The 17,949-nt window shown below is 68.0% G+C and carries 15 protein-coding genes; 9 read left to right on the top strand and 6 right to left on the bottom strand.

Annotated elements, in window-relative coordinates:
- Positions 1-30: 30 nt before the first annotated feature.
- Entirely contained in the window at positions 31-4,773 is a 4,743-nt protein-coding gene (locus tag ACTYVM_RS25875; protein ID WP_445528264.1) for an FtsK/SpoIIIE domain-containing protein, read from the bottom strand.
- Positions 4,774-5,042: 269 nt separating this feature from the next.
- Between ACTYVM_RS25875 and ACTYVM_RS25870 the strand changes: the two genes are divergently transcribed.
- The 6 genes from ACTYVM_RS25870 (at position 5,043) to ACTYVM_RS25845 (ending at position 9,200) form a co-directional block, all read left to right on the top strand.
- Positions 5,043-5,357 carry a WXG100 family type VII secretion target gene (locus ACTYVM_RS25870; RefSeq protein WP_445528263.1) on the top strand — a complete coding sequence of 105 codons (315 nt, stop codon included), beginning with the start codon at positions 5,043-5,045 and terminating at the stop codon, positions 5,355-5,357.
- Positions 5,358-5,469: 112 nt separating this feature from the next.
- Positions 5,470-5,781 carry a hypothetical protein gene (locus tag ACTYVM_RS25865; protein ID WP_445528262.1) on the top strand — a complete coding sequence of 104 codons (312 nt, stop codon included), beginning with the start codon at positions 5,470-5,472 and terminating at the stop codon, positions 5,779-5,781.
- 5 nt (positions 5,782-5,786) lie between these two features.
- Positions 5,787-7,178, top strand: a complete 1,392-nt coding sequence (locus ACTYVM_RS25860) for a putative T7SS-secreted protein (protein ID WP_445528261.1) — start codon at positions 5,787-5,789, stop codon at positions 7,176-7,178.
- 149 nt (positions 7,179-7,327) lie between these two features.
- Positions 7,328-7,846, top strand: coding sequence for a hypothetical protein (locus tag ACTYVM_RS25855; protein ID WP_445528260.1), 519 nt, complete (start codon positions 7,328-7,330; stop codon positions 7,844-7,846).
- Between the two features lie 131 nt (positions 7,847-7,977).
- Entirely contained in the window at positions 7,978-8,493 is a 516-nt protein-coding gene (locus tag ACTYVM_RS25850) for a hypothetical protein (protein WP_445528259.1), read from the top strand.
- 8 nt (positions 8,494-8,501) lie between these two features.
- The gene (locus tag ACTYVM_RS25845; protein WP_445528258.1) at positions 8,502-9,200 is read left to right on the top strand and encodes a hypothetical protein; all 699 of its coding nucleotides are present in this window, start codon (positions 8,502-8,504) and stop codon (positions 9,198-9,200) included.
- Between the two features lie 76 nt (positions 9,201-9,276).
- On the opposite strand, the gene ACTYVM_RS25840 is transcribed toward ACTYVM_RS25845, so the two are convergent.
- From ACTYVM_RS25840 to ACTYVM_RS25820, 5 genes are all read right to left on the bottom strand, one after another.
- Complete coding sequence (locus ACTYVM_RS25840) at positions 9,277-9,747, bottom strand: hypothetical protein (RefSeq protein ID WP_445528257.1); 471 nt, start codon at positions 9,745-9,747, stop codon at positions 9,277-9,279.
- 357 nt (positions 9,748-10,104) lie between these two features.
- Positions 10,105-10,755 carry a hypothetical protein gene (locus ACTYVM_RS25835; protein ID WP_445528256.1) on the bottom strand — a complete coding sequence of 217 codons (651 nt, stop codon included), beginning with the start codon at positions 10,753-10,755 and terminating at the stop codon, positions 10,105-10,107.
- Positions 10,756-10,872: 117 nt separating this feature from the next.
- Entirely contained in the window at positions 10,873-11,589 is a 717-nt protein-coding gene (locus tag ACTYVM_RS25830) for a DUF8017 domain-containing protein (protein WP_445528255.1), read from the bottom strand.
- An 819-nt stretch (positions 11,590-12,408) separates the two neighbouring features.
- Entirely contained in the window at positions 12,409-13,293 is an 885-nt protein-coding gene (locus ACTYVM_RS25825) for an HAD family hydrolase (protein ID WP_445528254.1), read from the bottom strand.
- A 146-nt stretch (positions 13,294-13,439) separates the two neighbouring features.
- The gene (locus tag ACTYVM_RS25820) at positions 13,440-14,222 is read right to left on the bottom strand and encodes a hypothetical protein (protein WP_445528253.1); all 783 of its coding nucleotides are present in this window, start codon (positions 14,220-14,222) and stop codon (positions 13,440-13,442) included.
- 690 nt (positions 14,223-14,912) lie between these two features.
- Here ACTYVM_RS25820 and ACTYVM_RS25815 point away from each other — a divergent pair.
- From ACTYVM_RS25815 to ACTYVM_RS25805, 3 genes are read left to right on the top strand one after another with little or no spacing between them, the layout of a single operon-like run.
- On the top strand, positions 14,913-15,641 hold the full coding sequence (locus tag ACTYVM_RS25815; RefSeq protein ID WP_445528252.1) for an SAF domain-containing protein: 729 nt from the start codon (positions 14,913-14,915) through the stop codon (positions 15,639-15,641).
- 16 nt (positions 15,642-15,657) lie between these two features.
- Positions 15,658-16,611 (top strand): hypothetical protein, encoded by a 954-nt coding sequence (locus tag ACTYVM_RS25810; RefSeq protein ID WP_445528251.1) that lies wholly within the window; start codon positions 15,658-15,660, stop codon positions 16,609-16,611.
- A complete protein-coding gene (locus ACTYVM_RS25805; RefSeq protein ID WP_445528250.1) occupies positions 16,608-17,915 on the top strand; it encodes a TadA family conjugal transfer-associated ATPase in 1,308 nt (435 codons plus the stop codon). The genes ACTYVM_RS25810 and ACTYVM_RS25805 overlap by 4 nt, the downstream gene beginning before the upstream one ends.
- The last annotated feature ends 34 nt before the right edge of the window (positions 17,916-17,949 follow it).

The raw sequence follows: 17,949 nt of genomic DNA, 5'->3' as shown, positions 1-17,949 counted from the left end.
GCCTCGCCGATCCCGCGCTCATGCCGCCCGCTACAACGGCGTCGTCACGGTCATGTGCTCACCGCTGCCCAGGTGGAGCATCCCCTTGCCCGGGGCGATCGGGTCGCCGACCATGCTGCGGGTCGTGCGGATGCCGATCAGGTCGCCCGCGGAACTGTCCTGCGGGGAGAGCAGGATGCCGCGGCGGGCCTTCTTCGCGTCGACCTGCCAGCCGGAGAAGCCGTCGCAGATCTCCTCCTCGTCACCGGCGATGACGACGGCCAGGCCCTCCTCGCCGCCGCGCTCGACGATGCGCTTGAAGACGTCCTCCGCGTCGCAGTCGTCCAGCACCTCCGCGTCGTCGACCAGGACGACGATCGGCTGCTCGGGCGTGGCCGGCCCGACGGCCTCCTCCAGCTCGTCCTCGTCGATGTCGCGGCCGGTGAAGACCTTCAACACGCCTTCCTGACCCTCCAGTTCGCGCAACGGCGACTGGCGCGGGGCCGCGACGACCAGACGGACGCCCTGGGCGAGGTAGGACCGCGCGAAGTTCATCAGCACCGTGCTGCGGCCCGACTTGGCCGGACCGCCGATCACGAACGCCGGTACGCCCTCGGCCAGATCGGGCCCGAACGCGGTGAGCTCGTCACCGCCGACACCCACCAGAGCCCACAGCGGCGAGGACGTCGTGGCCGGGTCGCGCATCGCCCAGGCGTCCGCGAAGGAGATCCGGCTGGGCAGGACGTCCACCCGGAACGGCCGCCGGGAGCGCGGCACGTCCGCGTCCCGGGCCGCCGCCACGTCGCCGATGGCGATCAGCGCGGCCGACTGGCCCTGACCGGTGGTGTCCTCGCACAGCAGCGCGAACTGCGTCTCCGCGGCGGTCTCGGCGCGGAAGGCCCGGCCCGGGGGGATCTCCTCGGGCACCTTGCGGGCGTTGATGTCCAGCATCGAGAAGTCGCCGCGGTCCGCGAGCCGCAGACCGTACTTGTCCTCCGTCAGGGAGGAGATCCGTCCCGACAGCACCTGCCGGTCACCGGTGAGCACCACGTGCAGGCCCACGCTCGCGCCCTCCCGCATCATCGCGAAGACCTGGTCGGTCAGGTCCCCGTGGTCGTGCTCGCCCAGCGTGGGCAGCCAGCCCTCCCAGCGGTCGAGCAGCAGCACGATGTGCGGCAGCCGCTCGTCCTCGGCGACCGCGGCCCGCTGCTCGCCGATGTCGGCGAAGCCCTTCTCGGCCAGCAGGTCCTGACGCCGGTTGAGCTCGCCGGTCAGCCGGGTGAAGAGCCGTACGACTCGCTCCACCTGGTTGCGTCCCACGACCGCGCCGCAGTGCGGCAGCCGGGTCAGCGCGTTCAGGGCGCCGTTGCCGCAGTCGATGCCGTACAGGTGGACGTCGGCGCAGGAGTGCGTCCGGGCCAGCGAGCCGGCGATGGTGCGCAGCAGCTGCGAGCGGCCGGTGCGCGGCGCGCCGCCCACGAGCAGGTGCCCGAAGGTGGCGAAGTCCACGGCCACCGGGCGGCGGGCCTGGTCGGCGGGCAGATCCTCCATGCCGTACGGGGCGGCGGGCAGCGCGCCCTGGGCCCGCACCGCCGGAATGTCGTCCAGGAGCAGGGTCTCCTCCAGGGCGGGCAGCCAGGGGGAGTGCTGGGCGGGGACGCCGAGCACCTGGTTGGCCTCCCGCACGGCGTCCACCAGCACCTTCAGGTCGGTGATCTCGTCGTCCTCACGCGCCTCGGACTTGGGCTTCCGCAGCCCCGCGCGGCCCAGGTCCTCCCAGCTCAGCGGGGATGCCCAGGGGGCCAGCGCCTGGGGGTCGGCCGCGCCGGGCCGGCGTCCGCCGACGCGGCCGGACTGGAAGGGGATCAGGGACGCGTGCCCCAGGCGGACGTACGCACGGCCCGGTGTGCTCTTGGAGATGTGCCCGGCCTCGGGGGCGTCGATGACGTCCGTGGACTCGCCGACGTCGGTCACGCGCAGCGCGATGCGCAGGTTGGTGTTGGCGCGGATCTCGGGGGAGACCACACCGCTGGGCCGCTGCGTGGCCAGCAGCAGGTGGATGCCGAGGGAGCGGCCGCGCTGGGCGATGTTGACCAGGCCGGTGACGAAGTCCGGCAGGTCGCGCACCATGGACGCGAACTCGTCGATGACGATGAGCAGTCGGGGCACGGACGCGTGCGACGGATCCCGGCGCACCAGGTCCTGGTAGTCCTCGATGTCCTTGGCGTCGGCGGCGGCGAGGATGTGCTCGCGCCGCTTCAGCTCGGCCCCCAGCGACTCCAGGGCACGCTCGACGAGGTGCGCGTCGAGGTCGGTGACCATGCCGACGGTGTGCGGCAGCTTCACACAGTCCTTGAACGCCGAGCCGCCCTTGTAGTCGACGAGCACGAACGTCATGTTCTCGGGCGTGTTCGCCACCGCGAGCGCCGCCACGATGGTCTGGAGCAGCTCCGACTTTCCGGAACCGGTCGTACCGGCGATCAGACCGTGCGGGCCGTCGCGCCGCAGGTCGATGCCGAACGGGCCGTCGTACGACTCGCCGATGACCGCCATCGTCGACTGCCCGCCCGCCCGCCAGCGCGCGGCGATCCCGTCCCGCGTGGGCGGCTCGAGTTGCAGCACGTCGAGCAGCCGGCTGGCGGCCGGCAGTGCGGAGTCCTCGGTCTCGCCGCTGATGTCGCGCAGCGACGAAAGGGAGCGGGACACCCGCGCGCACCAGGCCGGCGAGACGAAGTCGGGCCGCACATCCCGCCGCCGCCGGGCAGCGGTCTGCTCCACGCGCAGCCGCAGTTCGGGGGCCTTCTCGGTGGCCTGCTCTCCCGGCTGCGCCGTCTGGTGCCAGGCCTGGAAGGAGGGGAAGCCGCCAACGGCAGTCTGGGGGGCCGAAGCCGGGACGCCGGTGTCGTCGTCGGTACGGCGCGGTTCGGCCAGCACGACCGCCTGGCACTCGCCCGGCAGGAACCGCTCCTCCTCGTCGAGGCAGATCGCGAACAGGGAGACGGCCGGCCCCTCGCGCAGCAGCCGCACCACCCCGGGCAGTGAGCGCAGCCGGCGGGATCCGTCCCAGACCACGACGATGTCGGGGTCGGAGAAGGCCGGCCCGTCACTCCGGCTGCCCTTCTCCTTCAGCGCCTTCTGCCGGGCGTCCAGCAACTGGGTCAGCTCACCCACGCGGGCACCGACGGTCTCGGAGTCGGTCCCTATCAGTACGTTGACGTCCTGACCGCCCGAGGGGCGGGCGTGCGGCAGCCAGCGCACCCAGTCCCAGCGGGAGTGCGCGTCGTTCTCGGTGAGGACGTAGAACTGCACGTCCAGGGGGCTGTGCAGCACCGCGGACTGCGCGACGGCCCATCTGCCCAGCGCCTGCGCGGAGTCACCGGGTCCGGCGATGCCGACGACGCCGAGGTCCTTCAGCGGCAGCGCGACCGGTGAGTCCTCGATGCGCCAGGTGACCTGGCGCTTGTGCTCGTCCTGCTCGGGGTCGTCGAGGACGACCTCGGAGCGCACCCGGCCGGTGCCGACACGGATCAGCAGGTGGTCGGCGTCGGTGCGGCGGCGCTCCCACAGCCGGGTACGGGGGCCGGTGGCGAAGGTGAGGACGGCGGCCGGGTCGGGGATGGCGTTCCTTCGGTCGAGCCGCTCCGTGCGCAGGGCCTCCCGGGCATCCTCCTCGATCCGCTCCTTGTGCTCCTTGTACTCCTTGACCTGCTTCGCATGGGACTTGCGCCCCTGCTTCTTGTCCATGAAGTGGTTGGCGACGAGTATCAGCGGGCTCAGCAGAGCCATGATCATGTAGTACCAGCGGCCGAAGATCACGACCGAGACGATGGCACCCACCAGCGGCGTCAACGCCATCAGCCACGGCAGCGGGCGTGCCTCGTACTCGCCGGGCGGACCGGGCAGCGCGAAGTGCGTCTGGCGTTCGGCCGGGCGCAGCCGGGGAGGCCGGTTGTAGTCGAGGCCGGCTCCGTCGTCCGACCACTTCAGGGCCGCGTTCGGCGGGCTGTAACGGGTGATCTCCAGCAGGCTGTTGCCGAGCGCGAGCTGCGCGCCGAGCGGCCAGTCGCCCCCGTCGAAGTCCGCACCGTCGAGCCGGACGCCGTCCTTCTCCTCGCGACGCTTCTCCGCCGAGACGCTGTTACTGCCCTGACCGCCCTTACTGCCCTTGCCGCCTTTACTGTCCTTGGACCCCTTGGACCCCTTGGACCCCTTGGACCCGTTCGACCCCTTAGACCCCTTGGATTCCTTGGACCCTTCCGACTCTTTTGAGTCTTTGGCGTCGGTGCTGTGCTCGCCGCGGAGGGTGACTTCGCAGGTGCCGTCGATGGCGATGGACAAGGTGGCGGCGCGGCCGGCGAGTTCGGGGTCGTCGATGCGCAGGTGCGCGGTGGTCCCGCTGCCGATGTCGTACCGCCCCACGCCGAGCCGGTGCACGGCCCCGGCCCCGGGTCCGCCGGCCACCCGGAACTCGACGATGCCGGTGGGCTCTCCGAGCTGGCAGCCCGCGGGATCGTGCAGGCTGACGACGGCGCCCTCGCGCAGCGGCGACCCGACGACGGTGGCACCGGGATCGAGGGGATAGCCGTCGACGTACGCCTGCGGGGCCCCGCCGGGTCCGTGCCCGGCCCCCTGCTGGTGCCCCGCGAGGGAGATGATCTGCGCTCCGCCGCCGAGCCCGAGGTGCTCGGCCAGTTCCCGGGTGACGTCGCCGACCGACGACTCCGGATCGGCGTCGAGTACGACGTCGGCACTGGTGCCGCCGAGCGGATCGACGACGGTCAGACTCAGGCGCACACTCGTCCTCCTCGCAGTGCTCGGGCCACCCCCGGAGCGCAGAACACAGTCGAAGCGACCTTAGCCGTCCGGCGGTTCCCCGGCGCAACGGGATGTGCACCGGTTCACGGTTCCTCCAACTGACATCCCTGTATCACCACTTGCCCCACCCGTAAGATCTTTGCGCATGCGGACGGCCGGACGAGGGCTGCCGGCCGATGCGGTCGACGCATCCGCGCCACAGAGCCACGGGGGAAGTCCCTGCGGCAGCAAAACGGGAGGGAGCCGTCATGGGCAAGGCCGGCAACAAGGGCGCAGACCTTACTTATTCGGAGATGGAGAAGGCCGCGAGCGACCTTCTCAAGGACATGGACCATCTCGAGGACAAGATCAAGTCCATCGAGAAGCGGGTCAAGCAGCTGGTGGACAACGGCTTCACCACCCAGAAGGCCTCCGGAGCCTACGAGGACTCCATGAAGGAGTTCGCCAAGGGCGCCGTGAAGACCATCCACGGCCTCCACGGCCTCTCCGAGTTCCTGACGAAGGCCAAGGAAGCCTACGAGAACCTGGACGAGGAACTGGCACGGACCCAGCGGGGTAAGTGACCTCTGGGTTACCGGGGTGCGGTGGGGCGCACGAGTTGCGCCCGACCGCACCCCGTCGTTCCTGTAACAAGACGAACGTGCACGTCGCTGGAGGAGGGCTCGCGTCGGAACCATGACTGATCTGACCGTCGATGACGACCTGCTGAAGAAGTCGGCCAAGGCCCTCAAGAAGATCCAGTACGAGTTCGAGCACACGGAGAAGCATCAGAAGGACTTGCGAGGCATCTGGGGATCCAGTCATATCACCAGCGCGATGGACGCGTTCGCGGACAACTGGGACTACCGCCGCAAGCAGTTGCTGGGCGGCATCAAGGGCGTTGGTGAATTGACCGAGGAGTGCCACAAGGCGTTCAAGGACCTGGATCGCGAGTTGGAGAAGTCCACGAAGGGCAAGAGCAAGGCCCGGAAGGGGCCGGGGGAGTAACACAGGTGGCACGACCGACCGACTGGAGTCCGCTGGCGAGCGAGGACCCCGTTCCCGGGGATGTGGAGGAGGTGCGCCGCGAGTCGCGGCGGCTGGGCAAGCTGGCGACGACGATCGGTGAGCAGGTCGAGCGGCTCAGGGCGATCGGCCGGGACACTGAGGCACTCAAGGGCAAGTACGCCGGCACGTTGCGCGAAAAGGCCGACGATCTGGCGGGCAAACTCGGCAAGACCCACCACCGCTACAGCCATGTCTCCGGATATCTCGGTCACTGGGCAGACGACCTTCAGGAGTGCCAGAAGCAGGCCGACGCCGCGTTGGAGGACGCCCAGGAGGCGAAGCGGCGGGTGGATGCCCACCAGCCCCCTCATGGGCAGCACAAGAAGTCCGACAACGAGCCGACGGACGCTGAGCGGAGGGCGGAGACGGCGAGGCAGCATGCGCTCTCACGCGCCGAGGACGACCTCGGCGCGGCCCGGAGCAAGCTCGACAAGGCCATCAGCCACCGTGACGAGAGAGCCGGGCACTGGGCCGGAAAGATCAAGCGGGCGATCAGCAAGGACGGGTTGCACGACAAGGGCTGGGACAAGTTCAAGAACTGGGTGGGCGACCATTCCCGGCTGCTGAACGACATCGCGAACATCCTGTGCTGGGTGGCAACCGCCTGCGCGGTCATCTCACTGTTCATCCCCGGCTTGAACATCCTCACTTCGATTGTGTGGGGGGCGACGATTGTTGCCCTGCTTCTGCATGGCGGCTTGGCGGCGGCGGGCGAGGGAAGCTGGATCGACGTGGGACTGGACGTTTTCGCGCTGGCAACTCTGGGTCTGGGGCGCTTCGCCGGACAGGGTATGAAGTTGGCGGAGAAGGGGGTGCGGTCAGCCATGCGTGGGGAGGAGGCGATTAATCTTGGGAAAGCGGCTCGGAACGCGGCCAGGCTGAAGTGGCGTCCTGACATGTCTAGGGCCGGACGGATCCTCAAGACCGGGGTGAAAGGGAGCGAGGAGTGGGAATGGGCCCGGAAGGTGATGAGCGAGGGTAACCGAGCCATGTGGGCCGCGGATAAGGGCGCACTGGCGGATGCCAAGGTCCTGGCCGGGCAGCCCCTGCCGAAGCTGAGCGCACTGAAGAACATCCTGGGCGGCGGCTCTGACGCCGCCCCGCTGAAGGCGTATCTCAACGGGGCGGCATCGCGATTCCCGGATTCTGCACAGATCGCTGGTGCGATCGAGGGAGGTTCGGGTGCCATCCGGCTCAGCGAAGGGTTGTTCTTCGCGGGGACGGCAGTGGACGCGTTCGACAAGGGTTTCGGATCGACCGCCCCCTACTTCCTCGGTGACAATTTCTGGACAGAAACAAAGAGTTGGGCCACTGTCGAAACAGGATCACCGTGGTGAGGATCGCCAGAATGGCAGCAGGAAAGCCCGGCAGTGCTGCTCCGCCTTCCCCTATCGAGACAGAGCTTGCCCGGCGCGCCGCTGAACAGGACAGAGCCCGAAGAGGAAGAGGGAAATCCCTGCCGCCACTCGTTCGCGAGTATGGGTACGTGGTGCTGACGTTCAGCTTCCTCGGATACTGGGCGTGGACTGGCCTGTTGGTGCTTGCGATGTGGCTTCTGGGTGCTGACCATCACAGCCGAGATGCGGGAATCCTGCTTTTCGGTGGATGGAACGTCTGCTGGGTACTGCTGTTGCCGGCCACTTTGCTCTGGCACGCGCCCGAGTTGCTCAAGCGGGAGCCAGGACCGCGGCCGAAGACGACCAACGGGTTCGTCGGCTACCTATTGCGCAACTCCGGCAAGGGCGTATTCGACGGATCCCTGCCGCTCACTCTCGATACCGCAGTGCCGCCACCGCACTTCTGGTTGGTAGGGGTTCTGTTCACTGTGTTCAGCGGGTACTGGACCATGTCCGGTTCCGGGGGACTACGGGGCAGCCTTTGGGCGATTCCCTGCTGGGTGGCTTTCGCGGCCTGCGTTGCCTCTCTCGGCATCCTCACGCACGGAGCCCTCACCCGCCGCGCGTCCCGCAGGCGAGCGGCCGCGGAGAGGCGGGATGCGCTGTGAACGTACCTCCGCAATCAACTGCGCCTGTGAACTCGTACGCCCTCGTACTGCCCCCGGGCTGGCGACAGGTCCCACTTCGTCAGAGGACCGAGCGCGCCGTGAAGCGGGTTCTCGACCATGCCTTCGAGGGCATGCCGCGCGACGAGGTGTTCGCCTACCGGCGGGATCTCGAGGCGAGGCTGTGGCAGCGCATCGAGGAGGCCAGGAAGGCCGATGGACTCGACCTTTACCTGCCGGTCGAGCTGATGCACGGCATCTCCGTGCCCGCCTCGATCCTGGTGTCCGAGACCCGCCTGACGGGAGAAGGGGGTCTCGATCCGCAGGAGGCAGCCCTGCTCATGGCCGGTTCCGGGGACGGAAGGGAGCTGCTGGAACTCGACGGCGCACCCGCCGTACGCACCGAGCGGACTGAACAGGCTGACCCGGAGCGTGGCGTCGAGTTCCCGTCGCGCCGTGTCGACTATCAGACGCCGGTCCCCGGGCAGTCGTGGCGGTGGCTGACCGTAGCCTTTTCGACCGTCGGCGCCGAGGACGTGGACGGTGAAGTGTCCCTGTTGCTCGTCGACCTCTTCGACGCCGTGATGACCACGTTCCGGTGGCGATCCGCCGGCGACTCCCAGCCTTCACAGCAAGACCAGAACGCCTGAGGTGCCCGATGACCGATCTGCCTTCGCCGATGCCCTCTCTGCTGCCTGAGCCCGGAGAGTGGCCGCATACGGCATCCCACCATGGGTTGGAAGTCGGTGACCCGGGCCCGGAGTGGGTCGCGCTGCCTGCCGTCTTCGAAGGCACTCCGTGGACGGACGCGTCCGAGTACGCCGAGCAGATCGCCTCGGCCCTGGTCATCCGGCAGCAGGAGCTCGTCGGCGGGCGGATCAGCGATGACCTGCATGAGCGGGTCGCGGCCCAGATCCTCGACGTCTACGGCCGACTGTTCGGTCTCCTCGACGCCCACTACCACCTGCTGTACTGGCCCGACCTGCGCAAGCCGCCGGTTCCGGTATTCCTTGGCATCTGGGAACAGGTGCGCGACGACGCGTCGGCCGAAGTGCACTACGCCGGTTCGTTCTACCACATCGAGACGGGTGGGAAGAACTCGATCGAGGAGGAGTTCGTCGGGGACTTCCTGGCTTCCGGCCTGCGCAGTCTGGCGTTCGTGCCGCTCAAACAGGAAGACCCGGAGGATCCGGACGGCTTGGTGGGCGTCCTCACGTATTACTGGCGCGTGAAGGCCAGCGCAGCGGACGTACGGCTCGTAGCCTTCACCAACGAACTGGGCCGTCTCTACGCCGCCCTTCCCGACCTCGACACTTTCGCCCGGCGTATCGCCATCACTGACGAGCACACTGGCTGAGCCGGACCGGTTGGTTGGCCGGCATCGGGCAGGTTGCCTTTGGCCGTGCCCAAGGCGGGCCGTCCGCGCCTGGCTCTCAGGCTGTGCACGCCTTGTTCCCGCGTTGCGACTCAAGCTTCGTCGTCTGCCACACGCCGTTGCTGTTCAACTCCAGGCGTGTGCTGTACAGCACGTAGGAGTCACTGGTCGGCGGAACCCTGTCGACCTTCTGGGTCTTCCGGTTCTTGTTGAACGCCTCGGTCTCGTCGGCACAGTAGGAGACGTTGGCGGACTTCTTGCCGAACAGGCTGATCTTCACGGCGTGATAGCGCACCGACCCCGAGTAGGTGAGGTCGGCGTCAACGATCGACTTCACCCATGCCCGGCTGCCGGCGAGCGCGGTCCCCGCCTGGTAGAACGCCAACGCCGCCGAGTTCGGGTCGCCTTGCGTGACGGCGTATGTCACCGCCGTCTGAGCCCTTCCGGCATCGGCCAGCACCGCGTCCTCGGCGGCGTCACCCGCCTTCCAGCCCTCGAAGTCTTCCTTGACGTCATCGGGAAGCGTCATGTCCGGGCGGTCCACACCGCCTGACGACGGACTCGACGGCGAAGAGGTGGAGGCGTCTCCGGAGTCCACCCCCGCGATCTCGTCCTGGCCCTTGGACACGGCACCCGCTCCGCAGCCGGTCGACAGCAGGCATACGGCTGCGGCAAGCACGGCAGCAACGGGCAAAGTGCGGCGATGCACAGCGGACTCCTGCGATCAATGGGTTCAGTCGAAAGCGCTGACATGGTGAGTCAGCGATTGACGGCCTGGATCTCCTGGACGGTGATGTCCTGTGTCGCTCCGAAGGTGCCGTTGGGCAGGTCGCCGCCGGTACCGCCGGTTCTGGTCCAGTCGACAGGATGAGTCGGCCTTGAAACGTCATGGCGTGCACGACTTGTGGCCCCTCTGCGACGTCAGCTTCGTCGTCTGCCAAACGCCCTGTTCGTTCTTCTCGAGGCGCGTGGTGTAGAGCACGTACGACTTGTCGGTCACTTCGGTCCTGTAGACCTTGTTGGACTCACGGTCCTTGGCGTAGGCCCTGCCCTGGTCCTCGCAGTAGACGACGCCCGCGGAAGTGGGGTCGAATACGTCGACCTTGGCGTTGTAGTACCGGTTCGTGCCCGTGATGGTGTAGCCGTCCTTCACGATGGATTCGACCCAGTCCTTGGCGTCGGCCAGAGCGCCACTGCGGTAGTAGAAGCCGAGTTCAGGGAGGTCGGCATCGCCCTTGGTGATGGCGTAGTTGGTCACGTCGACCGTCCGCGCGACATCGCCGAGAATCGCGTCGTGAACGGCGTCACCCGTCTTCCATCCTTCAAAGGTGTCCGTGAGGTCATTAGGGAGCGAGATCTTGGGTCGGCCTGTTGTCGCGCCACCACTCGTTGAAGCCGACACCGCCGTGTCGCCGGTATCGGCACCGACGATCCCGTCGTTGCCCTTGGAGTCCCCGCCTTCTGAACCACATGCCGTAGTCAGCAAGGTTGCGGTTGCGACGAGTGCGGCAGCAACGGGCAAGGAACGGCGCTTCACAGTCGGCTCCCCGTCGGGAATGGAGACAACAGAGAGCAGCGACGCTATCGGTGCCTCCCGTGGAACACCAAGCTCATCCGGCTCCTACGGGCGGCGCCCCGAACCCTCGCCGAGACCCTAAGAGACCTCGTAGGTCCGTACCGTGGCGGCGATTTTGCGAACGGTCGCGTCGGGCACCTCGTCCGGCACGCCCTTCGCGCCGAAGAATGACCAGGAGGCCAAGTCCCCCTGGGCGTTCTTGAAGGCGAAGGTCCACGCCTTGCCGTCCGTGGTGCACTTCTTCGACTTCTCCACGCCCGCGGACCAGGCGGTGCCGAGGCTGCCCTTGAGGCCGGAGTTCGTGGTGAACGGTTCGACGGTGCCTGACGTCACCTTGGTCTTGTCGGGCTGGGTGTACTGCCCGTATATCCAGGCCTTCGGGTCGGCGCCGGCAATCTCCTCGGTGCTCTTGGCGCCGTTGTTGCCCCGGGAGCCGGCCGCCGCAAGCGGCGTGTGCTCCAGGGTGCCGTTCTTGTCGTCGTCCGAGGAGCACCACCGCTCCTTGAGGAAGGCGGGGGCGCGCATTGCGACCAGGGGCTCGTCGTCCGGGTCGTTGTCGTCGGAGACGTAGGTGACCCAGTCGGTGGACTGGAGGGCCCACTCCGGCGGAACTTCGAACTTGATCCCCGCGGCCGGGTTCACCACGACCTTCCAGCCTTCCACGGTGGCGGCGTCGCTGTTCGTGTCCGCGTCCCGCGGGTCGGCCGAACTCCCCTGAGGAGACGGGTCGGGGGCGACGCTGTCGTCCTTGCCGCCGCCGAGCAGGAGGTAGCCCGTCATGCCCGCGGCGATCACGATCACTCCTGCCGTCAGGACGGCGATGAACTTGGTGCGGTTGCGGACGCCGCCGCCCGGAGGACGCGGTGCCGCTGCCCCGGATGGCAGGGTTGGCGCGTTCCACGGTTGGGGCTGCTGCTGGGAAGGGTTCGGCTGGCGGTAGCCAGTCTGCTGGTAACCGGGCTGCTGGTATGGGTTCGACTGCCCTTCAGGCAAAGGCTGTTGAGGGTTCTGTCCGCCCCCTGGCGGCTGCTCTCCTGGCCACATGGGTCGCAACGATATTCGAAGGGCGATTGCAGAGCATGGCCGAGGCTCCTCGTCGAGTCCTTGCGCGCCCGTTGGGGGTCCTGGGTAGGGCAAGCCAGCAGGGACCTTGTCTTTGCTCGCGATTGGGTGCTGGGGCAAAAAGCGCATACGGCACAGCGGGGGGACCGCTGTGCCAGTTGAGTCCGATGGCGCGAATGTGGGCGGCCTTGTGGGCAGTGTATGAACGGGGAATATAGTGGCGGATCACATACCCGTGTCCGCCTCTGAGTTGAAGGAGATCAGCCGGGCGGTGGCGCGGTTGAACTCGCACTTCGAACAGCCCTGTGGACCATGTCGACTCCTATGGCTTCGAGATCGGCTCGGGAGAAGCTGGGCCTGGCTCGACGTCCGCGCGGACGACACCTACGACGGACACCAGGATGACGGCACCAGCGTCCTGGTAGCCCGCAGACACCGCTACACCGGCGACGTCTCCTTCTTCTACTGCTGGGCGTCGCTGCCACGATCACGGCCAACCCTGCTGGACCGGCCCGTCTCAACATCGTCGAGACATCTGCGGGTTCAATCGAATTAGCGGTTCACAGCCTGGATTTCCTGGACCGTGACGGCTTGGTTCTTTCCAAAGGCGCCGTCCGGCAGATCTCCGCCGGTTCCGCCCGTGCCCGTCCAGCTCACCTTCCAGGTGACTGTCGCCCTAAGCTGGAAGGTGCCATCACCGGAGGAGCGGAGGTACCTGATACCGCACGGAGGGGTCTCGTCTGCCCTTCCTCGAGAGTAAGGCTCGCCGATGGAGCCGTCGGCGCTGATGATGCACTCGCCGGAGGCCGGGTAGGTTTCGGCGTCTTGCGTCCCGGGGTGGAGATTGAGGGAGACCGGCGTGGCGGTGGTCGTCGCCTGGATGTTGAGGCCAGCCACGTTGAGGGAGGCGGTCACTTGGACTGGCTTGAACGTGGACGAGTCAAGCCAGGCCCATGTCGGTAGGTTGACCTTGGTCACGTTCTGCGGCGCGAGGGTGACGTCGGTGTCGGGGAGCAGGATTCTCTTGTAGGCGAGTTCAGCGAGGACCTGTGGCGTGACGGCGTTGGGTACAGCGGGCGCGGTGCCGTTCTCGACCCAGAACGGCTGCCGGTCGCAGACCTGGGCCTCCGGGTCCATCCACCGGCTCTCGTCACGGACGGCGACCCACCAGTTGCCCTCGTCTGCCTTGTCGAGGTTGTAGTTCTTGTACGTGCCGTCCTTGTAAGTGTCGCGGAATTCGCCGATACTCCTTCTGGCGTAGTTGGCCTGACCTGGTGTATTGAGGGCTTCGTTGTAGGAGTCCTCGACGTACTTCGAGAATTCCGTGGCCGAGCGGGGCTCGTACCAGCAGGCGGGTGGGCTCCAGTCCCCTACTGGCGTGACATTCCCGGAACCCTTCTTGGTACTTCCAGAAGTGTTGCCGGAGAAGCGAACCATGGAGACGATGCTGCCCCCGGATCGGCCGCCGCTCACTTGCGCGCTTCCTTGTGAATTGCCGCCTCCTCGATCTGCGGACGCGGTACCGGAAGTCAATGCAAGTGCGACAGCCGTCAAGCCTGCCAAAAGCCACTGCCTCCGTGACTTCACAGGGTGCACTTCGCGTCTCCCCTCTGTGAGAGAAGGCTCGTTGTCTGCCAGACGCCCTGTTCATTCTTCTCGACGCGGGTATTGTATGCGACATACGACGTCTTCGAGACCGTGGTCTTCTCGGCCTTGTTGGTCTTGCGGTCCTTGTCGAAGGCCTTGGTCTCGTCCGCGCAGTAGGCGAAGGCGGCGGTGTCCTTGTCGACGAGCTTCAACTCCGGATTGAAGAAGCGAACCGAGCCAGTGATCGACTTGCCCTCCTTCACGTATCCCTGGACCCACTCGGCAGCTCCGGCCAGGGCCTCGCCCTTGTAGTAGAAGCCGAGGGCTTCAGAGTCGGGGTTCGCTGCGGTGATGGCGGCATCGGTCGCGTTGATACGGTTTTCGACATCCGAGAGAAGAGCGTCCTTGGCGGCGTCTCCGGTCTTCCAACCCTCGAAGACGTTTTTGACGTCACTCGGTAGCGTGATCACAGGCCGCTTCGCGGAATCGGAGGCGCTTGCGCTTGGTGAGGCCGTCCCTGTTGCGCTGCCCTGCTCCGCACCTGCGATCTTGTCGTTGCTCTTCGATGAATCGTCACCGCTGCCACATGCCGTCAACAACAAGGCCGCGGTCGCTGTGAACGCGACGGCAAAAGGTAGAGAACGGCAGTTCACGGTCAGCTCCCAGGGGCAGGAAGTCGGTTCAGGAACGGCGACATTACCGGTGAGGTTCTTGGTTTGCCAGGCGGGCCGGACGGGTTGCGAAACCGCTGGCTCGCTTTCTTTGTCGCGTGGCCACATTTCGCTCTAGAGGGTCCTGGCAGGGTGTCGGATGCCGCGGCGCGGCAGGAGATGCCGTCCACCCGCGACACCCGCGCCCCGCTGTCACGCCGCCGCCACCCCGGCTTCGCCTCCTCGGCGGGGCCGTTCACCGGTCTCAGGCTTGACGGAGCCGTGGGTGGTGTCGTCCCCGCAGATGCTGACGTGGAGGGCTTGTCGGCGGTCTCGGCCGTGTCGTTCGCGGCAGGCGTGCAGGGCGACAAAGGCAGGCACGGTGACGGTCGCGGCCAGGGGAACTCGCCTCATGGAAAGGATCATGGCATGACCCGTCTGCGGCTTCGTGAGTAATTCGTGCAGGGGTCGTGGGCGCCTGATGGTCGCGGGACCGTCGGGCTTCGCCGGGCGGTATGCCGGGTCCGTGGGGGATTTGCTGCCGCGCACTCGTGTGGGCTCAGTGAGCCCGTGGCCAACCGGGCCGTGTCGATGGCGCGTTGCGGACAGGTAACAGCAAGTCGACTGTTTCCCACGGGGCCTGACTGGCCTTGAGGGGCTTATGTGCGGCTGATACCGTGCGATGGCTTGACACTCGCCCCCGCGCCGGATACTCGCGACATCGCCCGGATCGCTGGTGGAGTGTCCGGGTTTGCAACCCATGCAAAGAGCTTGGCAGAACGTGGCAGACGACATCTTGGGTGTACGGGGAGCGGTTGCGTGAAGATCCAGGAGCGTACGGGGGCGGGTGCGGGACGTTCCGCGGCTCCGGCTCAGCCGTCGGTCGGTGACCGGCTTCCCACGGCGCCTCGCGAGCGCAAACCGGCCCTTGCGGCCCTGGCGGTGTTGCTCATCCTGGTGGGCGCGCTGGGCGCCACGATGCTCGTGCTGCAGGCCGGGGACCGGATCGAGGTCGTCAGGGTGACGCGCGACATCCAGGCCGGAGAGTCCGTCACCTCCAACGACGTCACCTCGGTGATGGTGGCCGCCGACGACTCCGTCAACTACGTCCGGTGGGCGCAGCTGGGCACCCTGACGACCCTCAAGGCCAAGTCCACGATCTACAAGGACACGGTCGTGATGGGGCAGATGTTCGCCGCGAAGAGCAGTCTTCCGGCCGGCAAGGCCTCCGTCGGGGTCGCCCTCAAGGAGGGGCAGTACCCGGCGGACATCAAGAGCGGCGACATCGTCGCCGTCTACCGCGTCGGCGACAACTCCGCAGCCTCCAGCTCCGGTTCCGGCGGGAGCAGCGACTCCACGGGCTCGTCCGCCGGTGGCAACCTCCTTGTCGACAAGGCGCGGGTCAGCTCCAAGAGCGACAACAGCGACGCCGCCGTGAGCACCGGCAACCTCTCGCTCACCCTCCTCGTCGACCAGTCCGACGCCGCCGCCGTGACCCAGGCCGCCTCCGCGGGCTCCGTCGCCGTCGTCGTCGTTCCCGGCAACTGAGGACGGCAGCGTACCCATGGCCCTCATCGCACTGGCCGCCGACAAGGGTTCGCCCGGCGTCACCACCGCCGCCGTCGCGCTGGCCGCCGTCTGGCCGCGACGCGTGCTGCTCGCCGAGACGGACCCGGCCGGCGGCGACCTCGTCTACCGCAGCGCCGCCGCACACGGCGGGCCGCTCAACCCGAACGTCGGCATGCTGTCCATCGCCGCGACCGCGCGCCGCGGCCTCGTGCCCGACCAACTCTGGGATCACGTACAGCCGTTGAGTGGCGGCCTGGAGGTCCTCGTCGGACTCGGCGTCGCCGAGCAGGCGGCCGGCCTCGCCGGGCTGTGGCCCACCCTGGGCCACGCCTTCGCCTCCCTGGCCGACTCCCCGAACGCGTCCGCCGACGTCATCGCCGACTGCGGCCGGATCAGCGGGGACACCCCCGCCGTGGAACTGTTCCCGCACGCCTCCCTCGTCCTGCTGGTCTCCCGCACCGAGCCGGAGTCCATCGCCCGCGTCCGCGACCGCGCCGCCGCGCTGTCCGCGAAGCTGCACGGCGGCCCGCGCGGCGCCGCGAGCCTGGCGACCCCGGTGATCGGCGTCGTCCTGGTCGCCGACCCGAACACCGCGGGCAAGGTCTCCGGCCAGGTCAACGACATGCTGGTGCACGCCCAGACCGGTGCGCGCGTCGTCGGCACCATCGCCGACGACCCGGCGGGCTCCGAGCAGCTGGCCGGGCGCAGGCGCGGCCGCCTCGACAAGTCCTTGCTGATCCGCTCGGCCCGCAAGGTCACCGCCGACCTGTACCAGCAGTACGGCGCCGCCTGGGCCGTGTCCGCGCAGGCGCATCAGGCCCACCAGGCGCAGCAGGCGCCGCAGGGGCAGCAGACGTCACAGGCCCCGCAGGCGTACCAGGGCGGGCAAGCCGCCCCTCAGCAGTCCCACCAGGGCCAGATGAACGGTCAGCCGGGGGCCGGGCGGTGACCGCTGTCGACCACCAGCTGGTCAAGAGGTTCCGGCAGGACGCCGGTGACCGCATCGCCGAGCAGCGCCGCCTCGACCAGGTCAACGGCGTCACGCCGATGTCCGGCGAGGACGAGCGGCAGTACGCCCGCGCGGTCATAGCGCAGATCCTGGAGGAGTACGCCCGCGCCGAGATCAACGCGGGCCGTACGCCGCTGGACGCCGAGACCGAGGAACAGTACGCGGCCGCCGTGCACGCGGCGCTGTTCGGCGTCGGCCGGCTCCAGCCCCTCCTCGACGACCCGCAGGTCGAGAACATCGACATCAACGGCTGCGACCAGGTGTTCGTCGGGTACGCCGACGGGCGCGAGGTCACGGGCGAGCCGGTCGCCGAGACCGACGAGGAGCTGATCGAGCTCATCCAGGTGCTCGGCGCCTACTCGGGTCTGTCGTCCCGCCCCTTCGACTCCGCCAACCCGCAGCTCGACCTGCGGCTGCCGGACGGATCGCGTCTGTCGGCCGTCATGGACGTGACCCGCCGGCCCGCGCTGTCCATCCGCCGGGCCCGGATGGGCAAGGTGTTCATCTCCGACCTGGTCGGCAACGGCACGCTCGCGCCGGAGCTGGGGCACTTCCTCGCCTGCGCGGTCCGCGCCCGCAAGAACATCATGATCGCGGGCGCGACGAACGCCGGAAAGACCACGCTGCTGCGCGCCCTCGCCAACGAGATCCCGCCGCACGAGCGGCTCATCACGGTCGAGCGGGCGCTGGAGCTCGGCCTCGACACCTTCCCCGATCTGCACCCCAACGTGGTGGCGTTCGAGGAACGGCTGCCCAACTCCGAGGGCCAGGGCAGCATTTCCATGGCCGAGCTGGTGCGCCGCTCGCTGCGCATGAACCCCTCCCGCGTCATCGTCGGCGAGGTGCTCGGCGACGAGATCGTGACCATGCTGAACGCGATGTCGCAGGGCAACGACGGCTCGCTGTCCACGATCCACGCCAACAGCTCCAGCGAGGTCTTCAACCGCATCTCCACCTACGCGCTGCAAGCGACGGAGCGGCTGCCCATCGAGGCCAGCCAGATGCTGATCGCGGGCGCGGTGAACTTCGTCGTCTTCATCCAGCGGCGCAACAACTTCCAGAGCGGCGGCCGGCTTCAGCGCAGTGTGACCTCGGTCCGCGAGGTCAACGGCGTCGACGGCCGTGTGCTGTCCAGCGAGGTGTTCGCCGAGACGCCCGACGGCCGGGTCGTCCCGCACGCGCCCATAGCCTGCCTGGAGGACCTCATGGCGCACGGCTACCAGCCCCACGGATCCTGGGGGTGAGCGGCGTGACCGGACACCCGGTGGCACTCGGCTC

It is taken from the genome of Streptomyces cyslabdanicus, assembly GCF_052663305.1.
The sequence above is the reverse complement of the archived record's forward strand: the minus strand, read 5'-3'. Positions and strand labels throughout refer to the sequence as shown.